This window comes from Billgrantia sulfidoxydans (assembly GCF_017868775.1).
Taxonomy (GTDB): domain Bacteria; phylum Pseudomonadota; class Gammaproteobacteria; order Pseudomonadales; family Halomonadaceae; genus Halomonas; species Halomonas sulfidoxydans.
In genome coordinates this window covers 952620-968538 of the sequence record NZ_CP053381.1, presented here as the reverse complement: position 1 = coordinate 968538, position 15919 = coordinate 952620, and the positions used below count along the sequence as shown (strand labels likewise).

The 15919-nt window shown below is 66.2% G+C and carries 13 protein-coding genes and 3 tRNA genes; 5 read left to right on the top strand and 11 right to left on the bottom strand.

Features of this window, described 5'->3' with window-relative positions; all coding sequences use genetic code 11:
- Positions 1–67: 67 nt before the first annotated feature.
- Entirely contained in the window at positions 68–895 is an 828-nt protein-coding gene (rlmB, locus tag HNO51_RS04640; protein ID WP_242597206.1) for a 23S rRNA (guanosine(2251)-2'-O)-methyltransferase RlmB, read from the bottom strand.
- The gene (gene rnr / locus HNO51_RS04635) at positions 895–3294 is read right to left on the bottom strand and encodes a ribonuclease R (protein ID WP_209538603.1); all 2400 of its coding nucleotides are present in this window, start codon (positions 3292–3294) and stop codon (positions 895–897) included. The genes rlmB and rnr overlap by 1 nt, the downstream gene beginning before the upstream one ends.
- Positions 3295–3571: 277 nt before the next feature.
- On the opposite strand from rnr, the gene HNO51_RS04630 reads away from it, so the two are divergent.
- From HNO51_RS04630 to HNO51_RS04620, 3 genes are all read left to right on the top strand, one after another.
- Positions 3572–3658: transfer RNA gene (locus HNO51_RS04630), tRNA-Leu, on the top strand.
- Positions 3659–3726: 68 nt separating this feature from the next.
- A tRNA-Leu gene (locus tag HNO51_RS04625) sits at positions 3727–3813 on the top strand.
- Between the two features lie 45 nt (positions 3814–3858).
- A tRNA-Leu gene (locus HNO51_RS04620) sits at positions 3859–3945 on the top strand.
- Between the two features lie 122 nt (positions 3946–4067).
- On the opposite strand, the gene HNO51_RS04615 is transcribed toward HNO51_RS04620, so the two are convergent.
- From HNO51_RS04615 to coxB, 5 genes are all read right to left on the bottom strand, one after another.
- Positions 4068–4952 carry a DNA/RNA non-specific endonuclease gene (locus tag HNO51_RS04615; protein ID WP_209538602.1) on the bottom strand — a complete coding sequence of 295 codons (885 nt, stop codon included), beginning with the start codon at positions 4950–4952 and terminating at the stop codon, positions 4068–4070.
- Positions 4953–5028: 76 nt separating this feature from the next.
- A complete protein-coding gene (locus HNO51_RS04610) occupies positions 5029–5304 on the bottom strand; it encodes an Lrp/AsnC family transcriptional regulator (RefSeq protein ID WP_043510462.1) in 276 nt (91 codons plus the stop codon).
- Between the two features lie 129 nt (positions 5305–5433).
- Complete coding sequence (locus HNO51_RS04605; protein ID WP_197449841.1) at positions 5434–5784, bottom strand: hypothetical protein; 351 nt, start codon at positions 5782–5784, stop codon at positions 5434–5436.
- Positions 5781–8312 (bottom strand): cytochrome c oxidase subunit I, encoded by a 2532-nt coding sequence (ctaD, locus tag HNO51_RS04600; protein ID WP_197449840.1) that lies wholly within the window; start codon positions 8310–8312, stop codon positions 5781–5783. The genes HNO51_RS04605 and ctaD overlap by 4 nt, the downstream gene beginning before the upstream one ends.
- Complete coding sequence (gene coxB / locus HNO51_RS04595) at positions 8309–9265, bottom strand: cytochrome c oxidase subunit II (protein WP_234283582.1); 957 nt, start codon at positions 9263–9265, stop codon at positions 8309–8311. Before coxB ends, ctaD begins: the two co-directional genes overlap by 4 nt.
- Positions 9266–9400: 135 nt before the next feature.
- Here coxB and HNO51_RS04590 point away from each other — a divergent pair, with 135 nt between their 5' ends.
- Positions 9401–9865: a DUF2231 domain-containing protein gene (locus tag HNO51_RS04590; RefSeq protein ID WP_197449838.1), complete on the top strand. Its 465-nt coding sequence runs from the start codon at positions 9401–9403 to the stop codon at positions 9863–9865.
- A 45-nt stretch (positions 9866–9910) separates the two neighbouring features.
- Here HNO51_RS04590 and HNO51_RS04585 read toward each other — a convergent pair whose 3' ends face one another.
- A complete protein-coding gene (locus HNO51_RS04585; RefSeq protein ID WP_197449837.1) occupies positions 9911–10333 on the bottom strand; it encodes a CopD family protein in 423 nt (140 codons plus the stop codon).
- A gap of 333 nt (positions 10334–10666) precedes the next feature.
- Here HNO51_RS04585 and HNO51_RS04580 point away from each other — a divergent pair, with 333 nt between their 5' ends.
- Positions 10667–11002: a high-potential iron-sulfur protein gene (locus tag HNO51_RS04580; RefSeq protein ID WP_422674252.1), complete on the top strand. Its 336-nt coding sequence runs from the start codon at positions 10667–10669 to the stop codon at positions 11000–11002.
- Between the two features lie 28 nt (positions 11003–11030).
- Here HNO51_RS04580 and HNO51_RS04575 read toward each other — a convergent pair whose 3' ends face one another.
- The 3 genes from HNO51_RS04575 to HNO51_RS04565 are packed head-to-tail and all read right to left on the bottom strand — an operon-like array spanning position 11031 to position 15834.
- Positions 11031–12587: a SpoVR family protein gene (locus HNO51_RS04575; protein WP_197449836.1), complete on the bottom strand. Its 1557-nt coding sequence runs from the start codon at positions 12585–12587 to the stop codon at positions 11031–11033.
- Positions 12588–12604: 17 nt separating this feature from the next.
- The gene (locus HNO51_RS04570; protein ID WP_209538600.1) at positions 12605–13888 is read right to left on the bottom strand and encodes a YeaH/YhbH family protein; all 1284 of its coding nucleotides are present in this window, start codon (positions 13886–13888) and stop codon (positions 12605–12607) included.
- Between the two features lie 23 nt (positions 13889–13911).
- Positions 13912–15834: a PrkA family serine protein kinase gene (locus tag HNO51_RS04565; protein ID WP_197449834.1), complete on the bottom strand. Its 1923-nt coding sequence runs from the start codon at positions 15832–15834 to the stop codon at positions 13912–13914.
- Between the last annotated feature and the right edge of the window lie 85 nt (positions 15835–15919).

Below are 15919 nucleotides of genomic sequence, written 5' to 3'. Positions count from 1 at the left end.
CAGGAACGGGCGCCTGCATTCTAGTGATCCGAGCCGCCACTTGCAAGACAGGAAGGCGGTTCGCGGCTCAGTCGCCGACACCGCGACGCTGGCGCACCGCCTCGAACAGGCAGATCCCGGTGGCCACCGAGACATTGAGGCTGGTGACGCTGCCGGCCATGGGCAGCTTGACCAGGCCGTCGCAGGCCTCGCGAGTCAGGCGGCGCATGCCCTTGCCCTCGGCGCCCATCACCAGCGCCGTGGGGCCGGTGAACTCGGCCTCGAAGAGCATGGCCTCGGCCTCGCCGGCAGTGCCGGTGATCCATACGCCGAACTCCTTGAGCCGGGCCAGGGCACGAGCCAGGTTGGTCACCTGATAGACCGGCACGCCCTCGGCGGCCCCGCAGGCCACCTTGCGCACCGTGGCGTTGAGCGGCGCCGACTTGTCCTTGGGCACGATCACGCCATGCACGCCGGCGGCATCGGCACTGCGCAGGCAGGCGCCAAAGTTGTGCACGTCGGTGACCCCATCGAGGACCAGCAGCAGCGGCGGTGCCCCGTGAGGCCAGGCCTCGAGCTTGAACCACAGCGCCGCCTCGCTCTCGAAGGCGAGCGGCGCGGCGAAGGCGACGATACCCTGGTGCGACGCCTCCTGGGCCAGGCGGTCCAGTTCCTCGCGCGGGTGCGGCTCGATTCGCGCCCCGCCACGGCGAGCCTGGTCGATCAGCTCGACGAGACGCTGCTGCGCCTCGCCCTCCTGGACCCACAGCACCCGGGGCACTTCGCCGCGCGCCAGCAGGGCACGCACCGCGTGCACGCCAAACACCGCGTCGAGTCCGCCTGGCAGGCTGGATGGGCGGCGCGGCGCTCTCTTGCGGCCGCTGTCGCGCCGCGGCTCCTTGCGTCCCTGCGCCATCAGCTACGCGCCTTCGGCTTGCGCGGGCCACGACGTCGCTTGCCACCCCTGCCCTTGCCACCCTTGTCATCGGCCTGGGCCTTGCCGACGCCGGGCTCAGGGGAAACGGTCGCCTCGCCTGCCCCGCGCCGCTTGCGCGGCTCGCGCCTGGGCCGCGGCTTCTCGTCCTCGAGGGCGAAATCGATCTTGCGATCGTTCAGGTCCACGCGCGCCACCTGGACCGTGACGCCGTCACCCAGGCGGTAGCTCATGCCGGTGCGTTCGCCCTTGAGGCGGTGCTTCTCGGGCTCGTAGTGGTAATAGTCGGAGGGCAGCGAGGTGACGTGCACCAGCCCCTCGACATAGACCTCGTCGAGGCGCACGAAGATACCGAACTGGGTCACCGAGGCGATGGTGCCTTCATAGACCTCGCCGAGCTTGTCGGACATGAACTCGCACTTGAGCCAGTCCTCCACGTCGCGGGTGGCGTCGTCGGCGCGGCGCTCGGTCATCGAGCAGTGCTCGCCGAGCTCGAGCATCTGCTCGAAGGTGTAGGGGCACCACTTGCTGGGTGGCTCCACCGGCCCCCCCTCGGCGCGCAGCACTGTGTTGGTCTGGCGCGGCCCGCGGATCACCGAGCGGATCGCCCGGTGCACCAGCAGGTCGGGGTAGCGGCGAATCGGCGAGGTGAAATGGGCGTAGGCCGGATAAGCCAGGCCGAAGTGCCCTTCGTTGTGCGGCGAATAGACCGCCTGGCTCATCGAGCGCAGCATCACGGTCTGGATCACGTCGGCGTCCGGGCGACCGCGGATCGCCTCGGCCAGGGCCTGGTAGTCCTGCGGCGTGGGCTCGTCGCCGCCGCCCACCGAGAGCCCCAGCTCGTTGAGGAACAGGCGCAGCTTGTCGAGGCGCTCCGGCGCGGGCCGCTCGTGGATGCGGTAGAGCGCCGGCAGGTCGTGCTTGTCGAGGAAGCGCGCGGTGGCCACGTTGGCCGCCAGCATGCACTCCTCGATGAGCTTGTGGGCATCGTTGCGGGTGCGCGGCACGATCTTCTCGATCTTGCGCTCCTCGTTGAAGACGATCGCCGTTTCGGTGGTCTCGAAGTCGATGGCACCCCGCTCCTCGCGAGCCTGGCGCAGCACCTTGTAGAGCTGGTGCAGCTCCTTGAGCGGCTTGACCAGCTCGCGATACTCGAGGCGCAGCGCATCGCCCTCGGGATCGTCGTCGTCGAGAATCGCCGCCACCTTGTTGTAGGTGAGCCGGGCATGCGACTGGAACACCGCCTCGTAGAAGTGATAGCGGCTGATCGTCCCGCTCTTGGAGATATTCATCTCGCAAACCATGGCCAGGCGGTCGACGTGCGGATTGAGCGAGCACAGCCCGTTGGAGAGCAGCTCGGGCAACATCGGCACCACCTGCCCGGGGAAGTAGACCGAGTTGCCGCGGCGTATCGCCTCCTGGTCGAGCGCACTGCCCGGACGCACGTAGTGGGAGACGTCGGCAATAGCGACGAGCAGCTTCCAGCTCCCGGACTTGGTCTTCCAGGCGTATACCGCGTCGTCGAAATCCTTGGCGTCCTCGCCGTCGATGGTCACCAGCGGCAGGTGACGCAAGTCGATGCGATGCTGCTTGTCCTGCTCGGCCACCTCGGCGGACATCCCGGCGATCTGATCGTGGACCTCGGGGGGAAACTCGGCCGGGATCTCGTAGCTGCGGATGGCAATGTCGATTTCCATGCCCGGATCCATGCGCTCGCCGAGCACCTCGACCACCTCTCCCACCGGCTGCACCCGGGTCTCGGGCTGCTGCACGATCCTGGCCGACACCACCTGGCCGTCGCGCGCCCCACCGCAGGCGCTATGCGGGACGATCACTTCCTGGGTGATGCGCGGGTTCTCGGGAATCAGCACGCCGAACTCGGAGGTGTTCTCGCGATAGACCCCGACGATGGTCTGGGTATTGCGCGACAGCACCTCGGCGATGGTCGCCTCGTCACGGCCGCGGCGGTCGCGCCCGCTGATGCGCACCAGCACGTAGTCGCCATGGAAGACCCGGCGCATCTGCCTCGGCGGCAGCACCAGGTCTGGCTTCTTGCCGTCGTCGCGCAGCACGAAACCGAAGCCGTCGCGATGCCCCAGCACCTTGCCCTTGATCAGGTCGAGCTTGTCGATCAAGGCATAGGCGCCGGCGCGGTTGCGCAGCACCTGGCCGTCGCGCTCCATGGCCGCCAGCCGGCGGCGCACCGCCTCCTGCAGCTCCTCGTCCTCGAGGCCCAGCAGGCGACTCATCTTCTCGTGGGTGATCGGCTTGCCATACGCTTCCAGGCGCGCCAGCAGGTACTCGCGGCTTGGCGCCGGCTTGTCGTACTTGTGGGCCTCGCGGCTGGCATGGGGGTCGTCGCTGAGCGTCCAATGGGTCATGCGTGGGGCATCCTTGGCAACGGGGGCAGCGTTCCGGGAAGGGCGCGGGAGAGAGGCCGCGGGCGTAGGGTCTTGCTAATGGAGTCGTTTGTCATGCCCCGCAGTATAGCGCCGGTGCCGGCTCGGCCCAACCATGGCGGCAGCCTCCGGCAACACGACCCACCCGGAGCAGACCCGACGAACGCCGCCCCGACACCGTCCGAACCGCCCGGCGCGGGGCGAATTTCGCCCGTCGCTCTTGCATTGGGCCATAAATTGGGTAAGATACGCGTCGCCTGCCCAGATGGCGGAATTGGTAGACGCGCTAGCTTCAGGTGCTAGTGTCCTTACGGACGTGGAGGTTCAAGTCCTCTTCTGGGCACCATCGCCTTCTTCGGAACGATGGCTGGGCCGGGCAGCCCCGCTCTTTGTCAGCTCGAATCGCTCGTGTTCGCCCAGGTGGCGGAATTGGTAGACGCGCTAGCTTCAGGTGCTAGTGTCCTTACGGACGTGGAGGTTCAAGTCCTCTCCTGGGCACCATCCCAGACACGCGGACACGCGGCGATAACGACAACGGCATGATGCGCCCAGGTGGCGGAATTGGTAGACGCGCTAGCTTCAGGTGCTAGTGTCCTTACGGACGTGGAGGTTCAAGTCCTCTCCTGGGCACCACCGCTCTTACGAGCGGATTGCGTCATGCAGGCTGACACATCGCCAGAGCGAATCGATGAATGAAAAGAACCGCGACCAATCGCGGTTTTTTTGTGCCTGCGATTCGCTCGCGCAGCGACTTTTTAATAACGAGAAGGAAGGCGCGCCACCTCCTCTAATGCCCACCCCTCGGCCACCACCTCTCCCTCCAGCGCTTCGGCGACCGCCTCGGGCAGGCGCGGGAAGAAATTCAACCCCGTGCGCGCCTCCACTTCGTCGATGCTCACAAGGTAGTCGTCCAGCGGTTCGTCGCCACGCACCTCCTGGGGCATGATGAAGGCCAGCGCCCGCGGCGTCTCTGCCGGCACCACGACGATCTTGAAGAAAGCCTCGGGAACCTCGACCAGCCCCACCCGGTTGGTGACGTTGTCGAGGAAGCGCTCGGGGAAGATCGGGCCTGTGATCACCTGCACCACGCCGAAGCGCGGCACGAAGTGGTCGATCACCACCTCCTCGAGGCGCTGCCAGAGCCGCCGATTGAGATCCGGCCGTTGGGGCGAGATATTGCTCATCAGGAACGATTGCTCCTGGGCACGCCGCCCATGCACCGCGGCGATGGCGTAGTTCGGCGCCAGGTGGCCGCGGTCGTAGCCGCTGCCGAAGTAGCTGTCGGCCCCGATCGGCCACAGGGTGCGCCAATCCTGGCGAAACTCGGACCGGGGGCCGGCGCGAGGGTCCTCCACCTCATGCAGCAGGTAGCTCACCCACAGCGGGTTGACCCGCACGTCGGACCAGCCGACCAGGAAGCCGTCGTTGCGCAGCACGCGGTGCACGCTCAGCGGCGTCGGGCTTTCCCAGGCGGGCACCCCCATCCAGCTCAGCTGGTCGCGGTACTCCTGCTCCTGGGCGTACCACAGGCCGCTGCCGACCGCGACAAAGACGAGGGTGACGGCGAACTGGCGGACGCGAGAGCGCCAGCGTGGCAGCGAGGTGCGGCGGCGCCGGCTGCGGGAACGTGCTAGGGCCATGGATCGATCCAAGGGGGCGCCGCTGCCGACACATGGCGGCAGCGGCAGGTTCGGTCAGTATGGGAAAGGCGCCAGGCTACCAACCCAGCGAAAACATGGTCTCAAGGTCGTGCCGGGAGTGCACCTGCATGGCATTGAGGGTCTCGGTGTCGCGAATACCCTCGACGGCATTGAGGCGCTCGGTGACCAGCTCGGCCAGGCTCTCGAAGTCACGGGTGCGGGCGATCGCCACCAGGTCGTAGCGGCCACAGGTGGAGTAGACTTCGCTGATTCCCTCGACATCGGCGAGCCGCTCGGCCACCGCCTTGACCTGGCCCTTGTCGGTATTGATCAGGATCACGGCATTCTGCATCAGGCTCTCCCTCGTCTTGCCCCCAGTCGGGTTCCACCGCGGCAGGCATTCGCCGCGACCTGGCGCGAGTATAGCAGGCCACCGGCGTCGGCTGAATCGCGCCCTGGCCCGGCGCATGCTTCGCGCCGGCTAGACGCAGGGCGGCAGGAAGACCACCGGGTAGCCGACGAACAGGGTGCCGCCCGCCGAGAACAGGAAGACCCCGGCCGACAGATAGGCAAAGTAGCACTCGCGCCGCCGCTCCGCCCTGCGCCCCGCCGCCACGCTGGCCCAGCTCAACCACAGCAGCAGCGCGGTGGTGGCGAGCGTGGCCACCCCGACAGCGAGATTGATGCCGGTCAGCATGTCGCGTCCGGGGTCGGGGGGCGCCACCGAGCAGGCCACCGAGAGCCCGGCGTAGATCGCCACGAACCAGACGGCCCAGATGGTGAGGCCACTGACCAGGTGAATCGGATGAGTCAGTCTCAGCAAGCGCTTCATGACGCCCCTCCCAATACCGTCGGCAGCAGCCAGAGGGCGACGAGCAGGGACCAGTAGACGACCAGGTTGTAGTACCACAGGCGCAGCACCACTACCGGCTCCATGGGGGCCTCGGCGCCAACGTAGCCATAGCCGACCCGCAGCCCCTGCAGCAGGCACAGCAGCGCCCCCAGCAGCGCATGGATCAGGACGTAGACCAGCGCCACCAGCAGAGTGGCATCGTGGGCGGTTTCGCCAGGCGCCAGCGGTGCCTGCCAGATCGCCAGGCCGAGCAGCGCCGACTGCAGTGCACCGAGCCCGGCGGCCAGGTACATGCCACCGCCAAGCCCCGAGTCGTTGCCCCGACGCAGCCGGCGTACCAGCTTGGCTAGCCACACGCCTCCCAGCGTCAGGGCGAGGCCCGCCCCCACCAGCAGCGGCAACGAGAGCGGCGACGTTGCCGGCATCTGCCACTCGGGCGCCACGGTCCACAGGTAGAACCAGCCGAACAGCAGCGAGAGGTAGAACGAGCCGTTGGCCAGGTGCGAGACCGACATGGCCCAGACCCCGGGGCCGTTCATGGTGCGCGAATGCAGCGGCGGCTGACCGGGGGCCACCCTGGCATCGGGAGCGGCCCTGGGGTGAGCCCCGTTCTCCCATGACCAGCGCAGCAGGAACACGCCGGCCACCAGCGTGGCGATACCCGCCAGCGGATAGAGCCTGGCCAGCAGGCAGAGGCAGACCACCGCCAGCGCCAGGGCGGCGAAGAACGGCCACCAGGAGTTGGTGGGTAGATGGACGACCTCGCGCAGCTTGCCGGTCAGGGGGTCGCTGCCCCAGGTCTCGCGCCGGCCGTGGTCGATGGTGCCGAGGCCGTGGCGCCCCTCGACGATGGTACGTGGCAGTGCCGGGTCCTCCCACAGCGGGTGGCGCGTCTCCAGCCGTGGCAGGCTGACGAAGTTGTAGGGTGTCGGCGGCTTGGGCATGGCCCACTCAAGGCCGTCGGCGTTCCAGGGGTTCTGCGGCGCCCTCCTGCCGAAGCGGAAATGCAGCGCCACGTCGAGGATCAGCAGCGCCACGCCGGCGGACATCATGAACCCGCCAACGGAAGAGATCAGGTTGTAAATGTCCCATCCCATGGTGGTGTCGTAGGTGAACACGCGCCGGCGCATGCCCAACAGCCCCGTCCAGTGCATGACCAGGAAGGTGGTGTTGAAGCCGAGGAAGATCAGCCAGAAGCTCCACTTGCCCAGCCGCGCGGAGGGCATCCGCCCCGAGATCAGCGGCAGCCAGTAGTAAAGCCCGGCGATCAGCGGGAACAGCATGCCGCCCACCAGCACGTAGTGCATGTGGGCGACCACGAAGTGGGTGTCGTGGACCTGCCAGTTGAACGGCACCAGCGCCAGCATCACGCCGGTGAGCCCGCCCAGCACGAAGATCACCAGGAAACCGGCGACCCACAGCATCGGCAGTGACATCACCGGCCGCCCCAGCCACAGCGTGGAGAGCCAGACGAAGATCTGGATGCCGGTAGGAATCGCCACCAGCATGCTCGCCGCCGAGAAGAAGGCCAGCGCCAGCTGCGGGATGCCCAGCGTGAACATGTGATGCACCCACAGGCCGAAGCTGACGAAGCCCATGATGGCGATGGCCGCCACCACCCAGCCATAGCCGACGATGGGGCGCCGGGCGAAGACCGGGATCAGGGTCGAGACGATGCCCGCCCCCGGCAGGAAGATGATATAGACCTCGGGGTGGCCGAACAGCCAGAACAGGTGCGCCCACAGCACCGGGTCACCGCCGCCGGCCACATCGAAGAACGGCATGCCGGTGGCGCGCTCCAGTTCGAGCAGGATGCTGCCGAGGATCAGCGGCGGGAAGCCGACCACGATCATCAGCGCCATGGCCAGGATGTACCAGGCGAACAGCGGCATCTTGTGCAGCGCCATGCCTTCGGTGCGCGTGCGCAGGATCGACACCACCAGCTCCACCCCGGCCGAGAGCGCCGAGATCTCGACGAAGGTGATGCCGAGCAGCCAGAAGTCCGAGCCGCGCCCGGGCGAGTAGTCGCCGCTGCTGAGCGGGGTGTACATGAACCAGCCGCTGGCCGGCGCCATCTCGAACAGCAGGCTCGAGACCAGGATGATGCCGCCGAACAGGTAGCAGAAATAGCCGAAGGCGGAGAGCCGCGGGCAGACCAGGTCGCGCGCACCGATCATCTTGGGGATCAGGTAGATCGCCACCCCTTCGAGGATGGGAATGGCGAACAGGAACATCATCACCGTGCCGTGCATGGTGAAGACCTGGTTGTAGATCTCGTGCGACATGAAGTCGTTGTCGGGGAAGGCGAGCTGGGTGCGGATCAACATTGCCAACAGCCCGCCGATCAGGAAGAACGCCGCCCCGGTGACCATGAAACGCAGCCCGACGCTGGTATGGTTGACCACGGTGAGAGCACCCAGGCCGCGCGGATTGGCCCAGACCTCGGCCATGCCCTTGTGCAGGCGGCGAACCTCGGGAGTCAGGGTAGCGTCCTTGGCATCACTCATGGTTCCAACGTCTCCAGCCAGGCACCGATCGCCTGCAACGTCTCGGTATCGATATGGTCATGGGCCGGCATCCTGTTGCCGGGCTTGAGCGTCTGGTGGTGCTGCAGCCAGTAGGCGATGGCGCCCTCCTCCATGGGCAGCACGCCGGCCCCCAGCGTCGGGCGGGAGCCGATGTCGCTGAGGTCGGGGCCGCGAATGTCGTGCTCCAGGTCGTCGTCGACGAGTTCCTCGGCGAATCCCCCCACCGTGTGACAGGCCGCGCAGTGCTCGCCGAAGGCTTCCTTCGCCTCGGCGAAGCCTTCGCCGGGTCCCGGCGGCGGGCGCCGCTCGGCGAGCCAGGCATCGTAGTCGCCGCGCTCCAGCGCCTCGACGTGAAGCAGCATGTGGGTGTGCTGCGCACCGCAGTATTCGGCGCACTGCGCCCCGAACACCCCAGGCGAGTCGGCCTCGAGGCGAACGCTGCTGTACCGCCCGGGGATCATGTCGCGCTTGCCGCCCAGGCGCGGTATCCAGAAGGCATGGATGACGTCGGTGCTGGTGAGGCGGAAGTCGACGGGCTCGCCGGCCGGCATCACCAGGCGGTTGGCGGTGACCACGTCGCGCTCCCCCTCCTCGCCGGGATAGCGCACCTCCCACCACCACTGGTGGGCGATCACCTCGATGCGCTCGGCGCCGTCATCCGGGAGCGGCAGCATGCCGCGGCCGGTAGGTGCGGCGAACACCAGCAGCGCTATGATGCTGGCCACCGGCAGCGCAATGCCGCCGCCCAGCACCCAGCGCAGCATGATGCGCCGCTCCTCGCGCGGCGTGCGGGGCGGCGGCTCGCGGCGACGGAAGGTGTAGAACCACAGCGCATAGACCCCGAGCGAGACGGCGACGGCGACGCCCAGCATGGCCCACCAGATCCAGAACTGCTGGCGAGCGGCCGACCCCGCGGCGTCCAGGATCGACATCTCGCCGCCGCAGCCGGCCAGCAGGCCTGGCAGCCACAGGGTCCACCAAGGGGGCCGGCCCGGGCAGTTGACCCGATGCCGGCCAGGGCGTTGAATGCCAGGGAGAGCCCTGAACCGATCGCAAAGGACGCGAACATGGCCGACCAACCGATCCGCACCATCAATAGCCGCATTGCCATCTTCGGCCACCCCATGCATCCGACCCTGGTGCACTTTCCCGTCGCCTGCCTGCTGCTGCTGGTCGGCAGCGATGCCGCCTACCTCTATTCCGGAAACCCATTCTGGGCCGAGGCGAGCCTGTGGTTGGCCGGTATCGGCGCACTGAGTGGCTGGATCGCCAGCACCGTGGGCCTGATCGACCTTGTCACGATCTATCGGATCCGACGCAAGCTTCTCGGCTGGTGTCACGCCATCGTGGCGGTGATGATGCTGTCTCTGGCCTCGCTCAACTGGCTGTGGCGCTACCTGGACGCCGCCGACCTGCTGCCCTGGGCCATCGCCCTGTCCCTCCTCACCGCTGTCCTGGTCGGCCTCACCGGCGCCCTTGGCGGCACGCTGGTCTACGAGAAGGCGGTGGGCGTCGAGATCGACGACAAGTGAGGCAGACTGGGTGGGATCCGGCATCGTGACTCTCCTTGTCATGCCTCAGTCGAATGGCTTGCTCAGCACCAGCACCAGCACGGTGAGCATCAGCGCCGCGGAGGTGGCAGCGAGCAGCCCGCTGGCAGGTGCCAGGAATCGATACTGCTCCTGCTCCAGTCGCACGATCAGGGCACCGCACAGGACATGGCACAGCACCATGCCGCTCACCGCCATCAACTTCAGCACCAGCCATCCGCCGGTCAACCGCCCGACGATGAACAGCAGCGTGCCGCTCATGATCGCCAGCAGGGCGAAGGGGGTGGCGACATGGGTGAAGAAGAAGCGCAGCAGAGCCGGAGCAGGCACGTCGAAGGTGGCCTCTCCTCCACGCGCCCTGGCGCTTGCCAGCAGCAGAGCCGGCAGATAGAGCAGCGCCGCACACCAGCACAGCAGCGTGGCGATGTGCAGGATCTTGATCCACGGCATAACGGCATCCTTGCAGCAGCAGTGTGAACCCACCCTAACCAATGTAGGGCAGCGGGGCCAGGTTTACCGCCGCTGATGCGTCCACCTCGACGGGGCCACGCCGCTGGCGCGCCCGGCTTTCCGAAACCGACCGACACCGGACGGCAACGCTGCGATACATTCGGCAATTGCGACCCGGATAGAAAAGGTGTTCCCTGCTTGACACCAGAACTTCAGGCCTCTCACCGGGTCAGATGAGCGGTTGGTGCATGCCGGCAGCAACCCTGGCGCCAGCCTGGCCTGAAACGGGTATTCTTCCTCTCATAGGACCGTGTCGAAGCAGGAGACCTTTCCATGGCCGAAAAACCTTGCATGGCCAAACGACAGAGCCGACGAACGTTTCTTCGCAGTGGGTTGCTGGGTGTCGCTGCCCTGCCGTTGGGGATCGGTGTCCTCTCGCGTCAAGCCTATGCCCAGGACCTGCCGAGGCTCGACCCCAGCGACGAGCAGGCACAGGCGCTGAACTACGTCGAAGCGGCCGAGCAGGCCAGCGATCACCCCGCCTACGAGGAGGGCGAAACCTGCAGTAACTGCATGTTCTTCCAGCGCCGCGGCGAAGGCTGCCAGCTCTTTCCCCAGAACAGCGTCGAACCCGGCGGCTGGTGCCAGTCCTGGGTTACCAGGGAGTGAGCGGGCCCATGGCCCGCCAACCCTCAGGCTACTCCTTGCCTTCCTCGTCGGGTAACGGCCACTGGTAGCGTCTTACCACCGCCCCGTCCTCCGAGAGCGACTCCAGCCGCACCGGGAAGCCCCAGAGCTGGTGCAGGTGGCGGATCACCGGGTAGACGCTGCGGCCCATCGGACGCCGGCTGTCCTGCACATGATGCAGGGTGAGGGAGCGATTGCCACGGATGTTGGCCTCGTAGACCTGGATGTTCGGCTCGCGCAGCGACAGCGCATATTGCTGCGCCAGCGCCTCGCGGATCCGGCGATAGCCTCGCTCGTCGTGGATGGCGGTGACCTCGAGCATCTCCTCCTGGTCGTCGTCGACGATGCTGAACAGCTTGAGGTCGCGCATCACCTTGGGTGACAGGAACTGCTGGATGAAGGATTCGTCCTTGAAGTTGCGCATGGCGAAGTGCACCGCCTCGAGCCAGTCGCTGCCCGCGGTGTCGGGGAACCACTCGCGATCCTCGTCGGTGGGGTTCTCGCACATGCGCCGGATGTCGCTGAACATGGCGAAACCCAGCGCATAGGGGTTGATGCCGCTGTAGAAAGGGCTATCGAAGCCGGGCTGGCTGACCACCGCGGTGTGCGACTGCAGGAACTCCAGCATCAGCCCCTCGTCCACCAGGCCCTCGTCGTAGAGCCGGTTCATCAGGGTGTAGTGCCAGAAGGAGGCCCAGCCCTCGTTCATCACCTGGGTCTGGCGCTGGGGATAGAAGTACTGCGCCAGCTTGCGCACGATCCGCACGATCTCGCGCTGCCAGGGCGCCAGCAGCGGCGCGTTCTTCTCGAGGAAGTAGAGCAGGTTCTCCTGCGGCTCGGGAGGATAGCGCCCTCCCCCATGCAGCCCCAGGGGGTCCTCCTCGCTGTCCAGGTCGCTGGGCAGGGCATCGGCCCGCTGACGCCCGGGAATCGTGCGCCATAGCGTGTTGACCTGAGCCTGGAGGTACTCCTCGCGCTCCGCCTGGCGCCGCACCTCCTCCTCGGCGGAGATCGGCGACGGCCGCTTGTAGCGGTCGACGCCGTAGTTCTGCAGCGCGTGGCAGGCGTCGAGCAGCTGCTCGACGGCGGTCACGCCGTGACGCTCCTCGCACTCGGCCACGTACTTGCGGGCAAAGACCAGGTAATCGACGATCGAGCTGGCGTCGGTCCAGGTGCGGAACAGGTAGTTGCCCTTGAAGAAGGAGTTGTGGCCATAGCAGGCGTGTGCCATCACCAGCACCTGCATCATCAGCGTATTCTCCTCCATGAGATAGGCGATGCAGGGGTCGGAGTTGATCACCAGTTCGTAGGCCAGCCCCATCTGGCCACGCCGGTAGGCCTGCTCGACCGCCAGGAACTGCTTACCGAACGACCAGTGATGATAGCCCACCGGCATCCCCACGCTGGCATAGGCATCCATCATCTGCTCGGTGGTGATGATCTCGATCTGGTTGGGATAGGTGTCCAGCCGATACTCGTCGGCCAGCCTGGCCAGCTCGTGCTCATACGCCTCGAGGATCTCGAAGTTCCAGTCGGAACCGGTGGCGATCGGCTTGCGTCGGGTCATGATGCCTCCTCGTCGCGTCAATGGGCGGCACGGCGCTTGAACAGCTCGCGGAACACCGGATAGATATCGCCCGCCTCGACGATCTGGCGCATGGCGAAGCGGTCGGGGAACTCGGCGGCCACGGTCTCGTACTCCTCCCACAGCGCCTGGTGGGCATGGGGGGTGATCTCCACGTAGGTGTAGTACTGCAGGCGCGGCATCAGCGACTTCATCAGCCGTTCGCGGCAGTTCACCGAGTCGTCGTCCCAGTTGTCGCCGTCCGAGGCCTGGGCCACGTAGAGGTTCCACTGGGTCGGCGGATAGCGCCGGGTGATGATCTCGTCGACCAGGGTCAGGGCACTGGAGACGATGGTGCCGCCGGTCTCCCGGGAGTAGAAGAACTCCTCTTCGTCGACCTCCTTGGCCGCGGTGTGGTGGCGCACGAAGACCAGCTCGACCTTCTCGTAGTTGCGCTCGAGGAACAGGTACAACAGCAGGAAGAAACGCTTGGCGATGTCCTTGTGGGCCTGGGTCATGGAGCCCGAGACGTCCATGACGCAGAACATCACCGCCTTGCTCGAGGGTTGCGGCTGGTTGATCAGGTTGTTGTAGCGCAGGTCGTAGGTGTCGATGAAGGGCACCGCCTCGAGCCGCTTCTCGAGGCGCTCGATCTCGGCCTTGAGTTCGGCGATGCGAGATGGGTTGCGCAGCACCGGGTCCTTGCGCTCCTCCTCGTCCAGCGCCTCCTGTGCAGCGCGCAGCGCGCGGCGCAGGGGCGCGCGCATGGCGATGCGCCGGGCATAGGCCTCGCGCATGGAGCGCACGATGTTGATCCGCGCCGGCACGCCATCGCGGGTCACCCCGGCGCGCACCGGCTTCACTTCGTCCAGGTCCTTGAGCGCCTTGCGCTCCAGGTGCGGCAGTTCCAGGCCATCGAAGACGAAGTCGAGGAACTCTTCTCGGGTCAGGCTGAAGGCGAACTCATCCATGCCCTCGCCCTGGTTGGAGGCCCCGCCCTCGCCGGAGCCATCTCCTCCGCCGCCCCCGCTGGGGCGGCGCAGGCGATCTCCCTCGACGAACTCCTTGTTGCCGGGGCTGACGATGGTGCGCTTGCCGCCCGGGCCGTGCTGGAACACCGGCTCCGAGATGTCGCGAGTCGGAATCGAGACCTTCTCGCCACGCTCCATGTCGGTGATCGAACGGCGGTTGACGGCCTCCTCGACCGAACGCTTGATGTGCGTCCGGTAGCGATCGAGGAAGCGCTGGCGGTTCACGGCGCTCTTGTTCTTGGCGTTGGCGCGTCGATCGATGAAATAGGTCATGCCGACCTCCTGGCTCGCGCCGGTTATTGCGATTTACGCACCCGCAGATACCACTCCGAGAGCAGCCGCACCTGCTTCTCGGTATAGCCACGCTCCTTCATGCGGGCCACGAAGTCCTCGTGCTTCTTCTGGTCGGCCGTGGAGGCCTTGGCGTTGAAGGAGATCACTGGCAGCAGCTCCTCGGTGTTGGCGAACATCTTGTGCTCGATCACGCCGCGCAGCTTCTCGTAGGACTGCCAGCTGGGGTTCATGCCGTTGTTCTGGGCCCGCGCCCGCAGCACGAAGTTGACCACCTCGTGGCGGAAGTCCTTGGGGTTGGAGATGCCGGCCGGCTTTTCGATCTTCTCCAGCTCCTCGTTGAGCGCCTGACGGTTGAACAGCTCGCCGGTCTCCGGATCGCGGTACTCCTGGTCCTGGATCCAGAAGTCGGCGTAGGTGACGTAGCGATCGAAGATGTTCTGACCGTACTCGGAGTAGGATTCGAGATACGCGGTCTGGATCTCCTTGCCGATGAAGTCGACGTAGCGCGGCGCCATGAACTCCTTGATGTAGCGCAGGTAGCGCTCGAAGGTCTCCTTCGGCAGGTGCTCCTGCTCGAGGCGCTGCTCCAGCACGTAGAGCAGGTGGACCGGGTTGGCGGCGATCTCGTGGTTGTCGAAGTTGAACACCTTCGACAGGATCTTGAAGGCGAAGCGGGTGGAGAGCCCGTCCATGCCTTCGTCGACCCCCGCTGCATCGCGATACTCCTGGATCGACTTGGCCTTGGGGTCGGTGTCCTTGAGGTTCTCGCCGTCGTAGACGCGCATCTTCGAATAGATGCTGGAGTTCTCCGGCTCCTTGAGGCGCGACAACACCGAGAACTGTGCCAGCATGCGCAGCGTGTCCGGCGCGCAGGGCGCTTCGGCCAGCGAAGAGTGCTCGAGCAGCTTCTTGTAGATGTTGATCTCCTCGGTCACGCGCAGGCAGTACGGCACCTTGACGATGTAGACGCGATCGAGGAACGCCTCGTTGTTGCGGTTGTTGCGGAACGCCTGCCACTCGCTCTCGTTGGAGTGGGCCAGCACGATGCCGTCGAAGGGGATCGCCCCCATGCCCTCGGTGGGGTTGTAGTTGCCCTCCTGGGTCGCGGTCAGCAGCGGATGCAGCACCTTGATGGGTGCCTTGAACATCTCGATGAACTCCATCAGCCCCTGATTGGCCTTGCACAGCCCCCCGGAGAAGCTGTAGGCATCCGGGTCGTCCTGGGAGTAGAGCTCGAGCTGGCGGATGTCGACCTTGCCCACCAGCGAGGAGATGTCCTGGTTGTTCTCGTCGCCCGGCTCGGTCTTGGAGATGGCGATCTGGTTGAGCCGCGAGGGATACAGGCGCACCACCTTGAACTGCGAGATGTCGCCACCGTACTCCTTGAGCCGCTTGGCCGCCCAGGGCGACATCACGCTCTTCACGTAGCGCCGCGGAATGCCGTACTCCTTCTCGAGCAGCTCACCGTCCTCCTCCGGCGAGAACAGCCCCAGCGGCGACTCGAAGACCGGCGAGCCCTTGATGGCATAGAACGGGATTCGCTCCATCAACAGCTTGAGCCGCTCGGCCAGCGACGACTTGCCGCCGCCCACCGGGCCCAGCAGATAAAGGATCTGCTTGCGCTCCTCGAGCCCCTGCGCGGCGTGGCGGAAGTAGGCCACGATCTGCTCGATCGCCTCCTCCATGCCGTAGAACTCGGAGAAGGCCGGATAGCGGCGAATCACCTTGTTGGAAAAGATTCGGGAGAGCCGCGGATCCTTGGCGGTGTCTATCACCTCGGGTTCGCCGATGGCCTTCAGCATCCGCTCGGCGGCGCTGGCGTAGGCCATGGGGTCCTCACGACACAGCTCCAGGTACTCCTGCAGGCTCATTTCCTCCTGCTGGACACGAGAGAAGCGGTTCTGCACATGATCGAAGATGCTCATCGAAGCCTCCTGTTTGCCTTACCCCCTGGCCATCGATCCGTATGACCACCGTGGGTTACTCATCAGCCTAGACACTTCGGGGCAG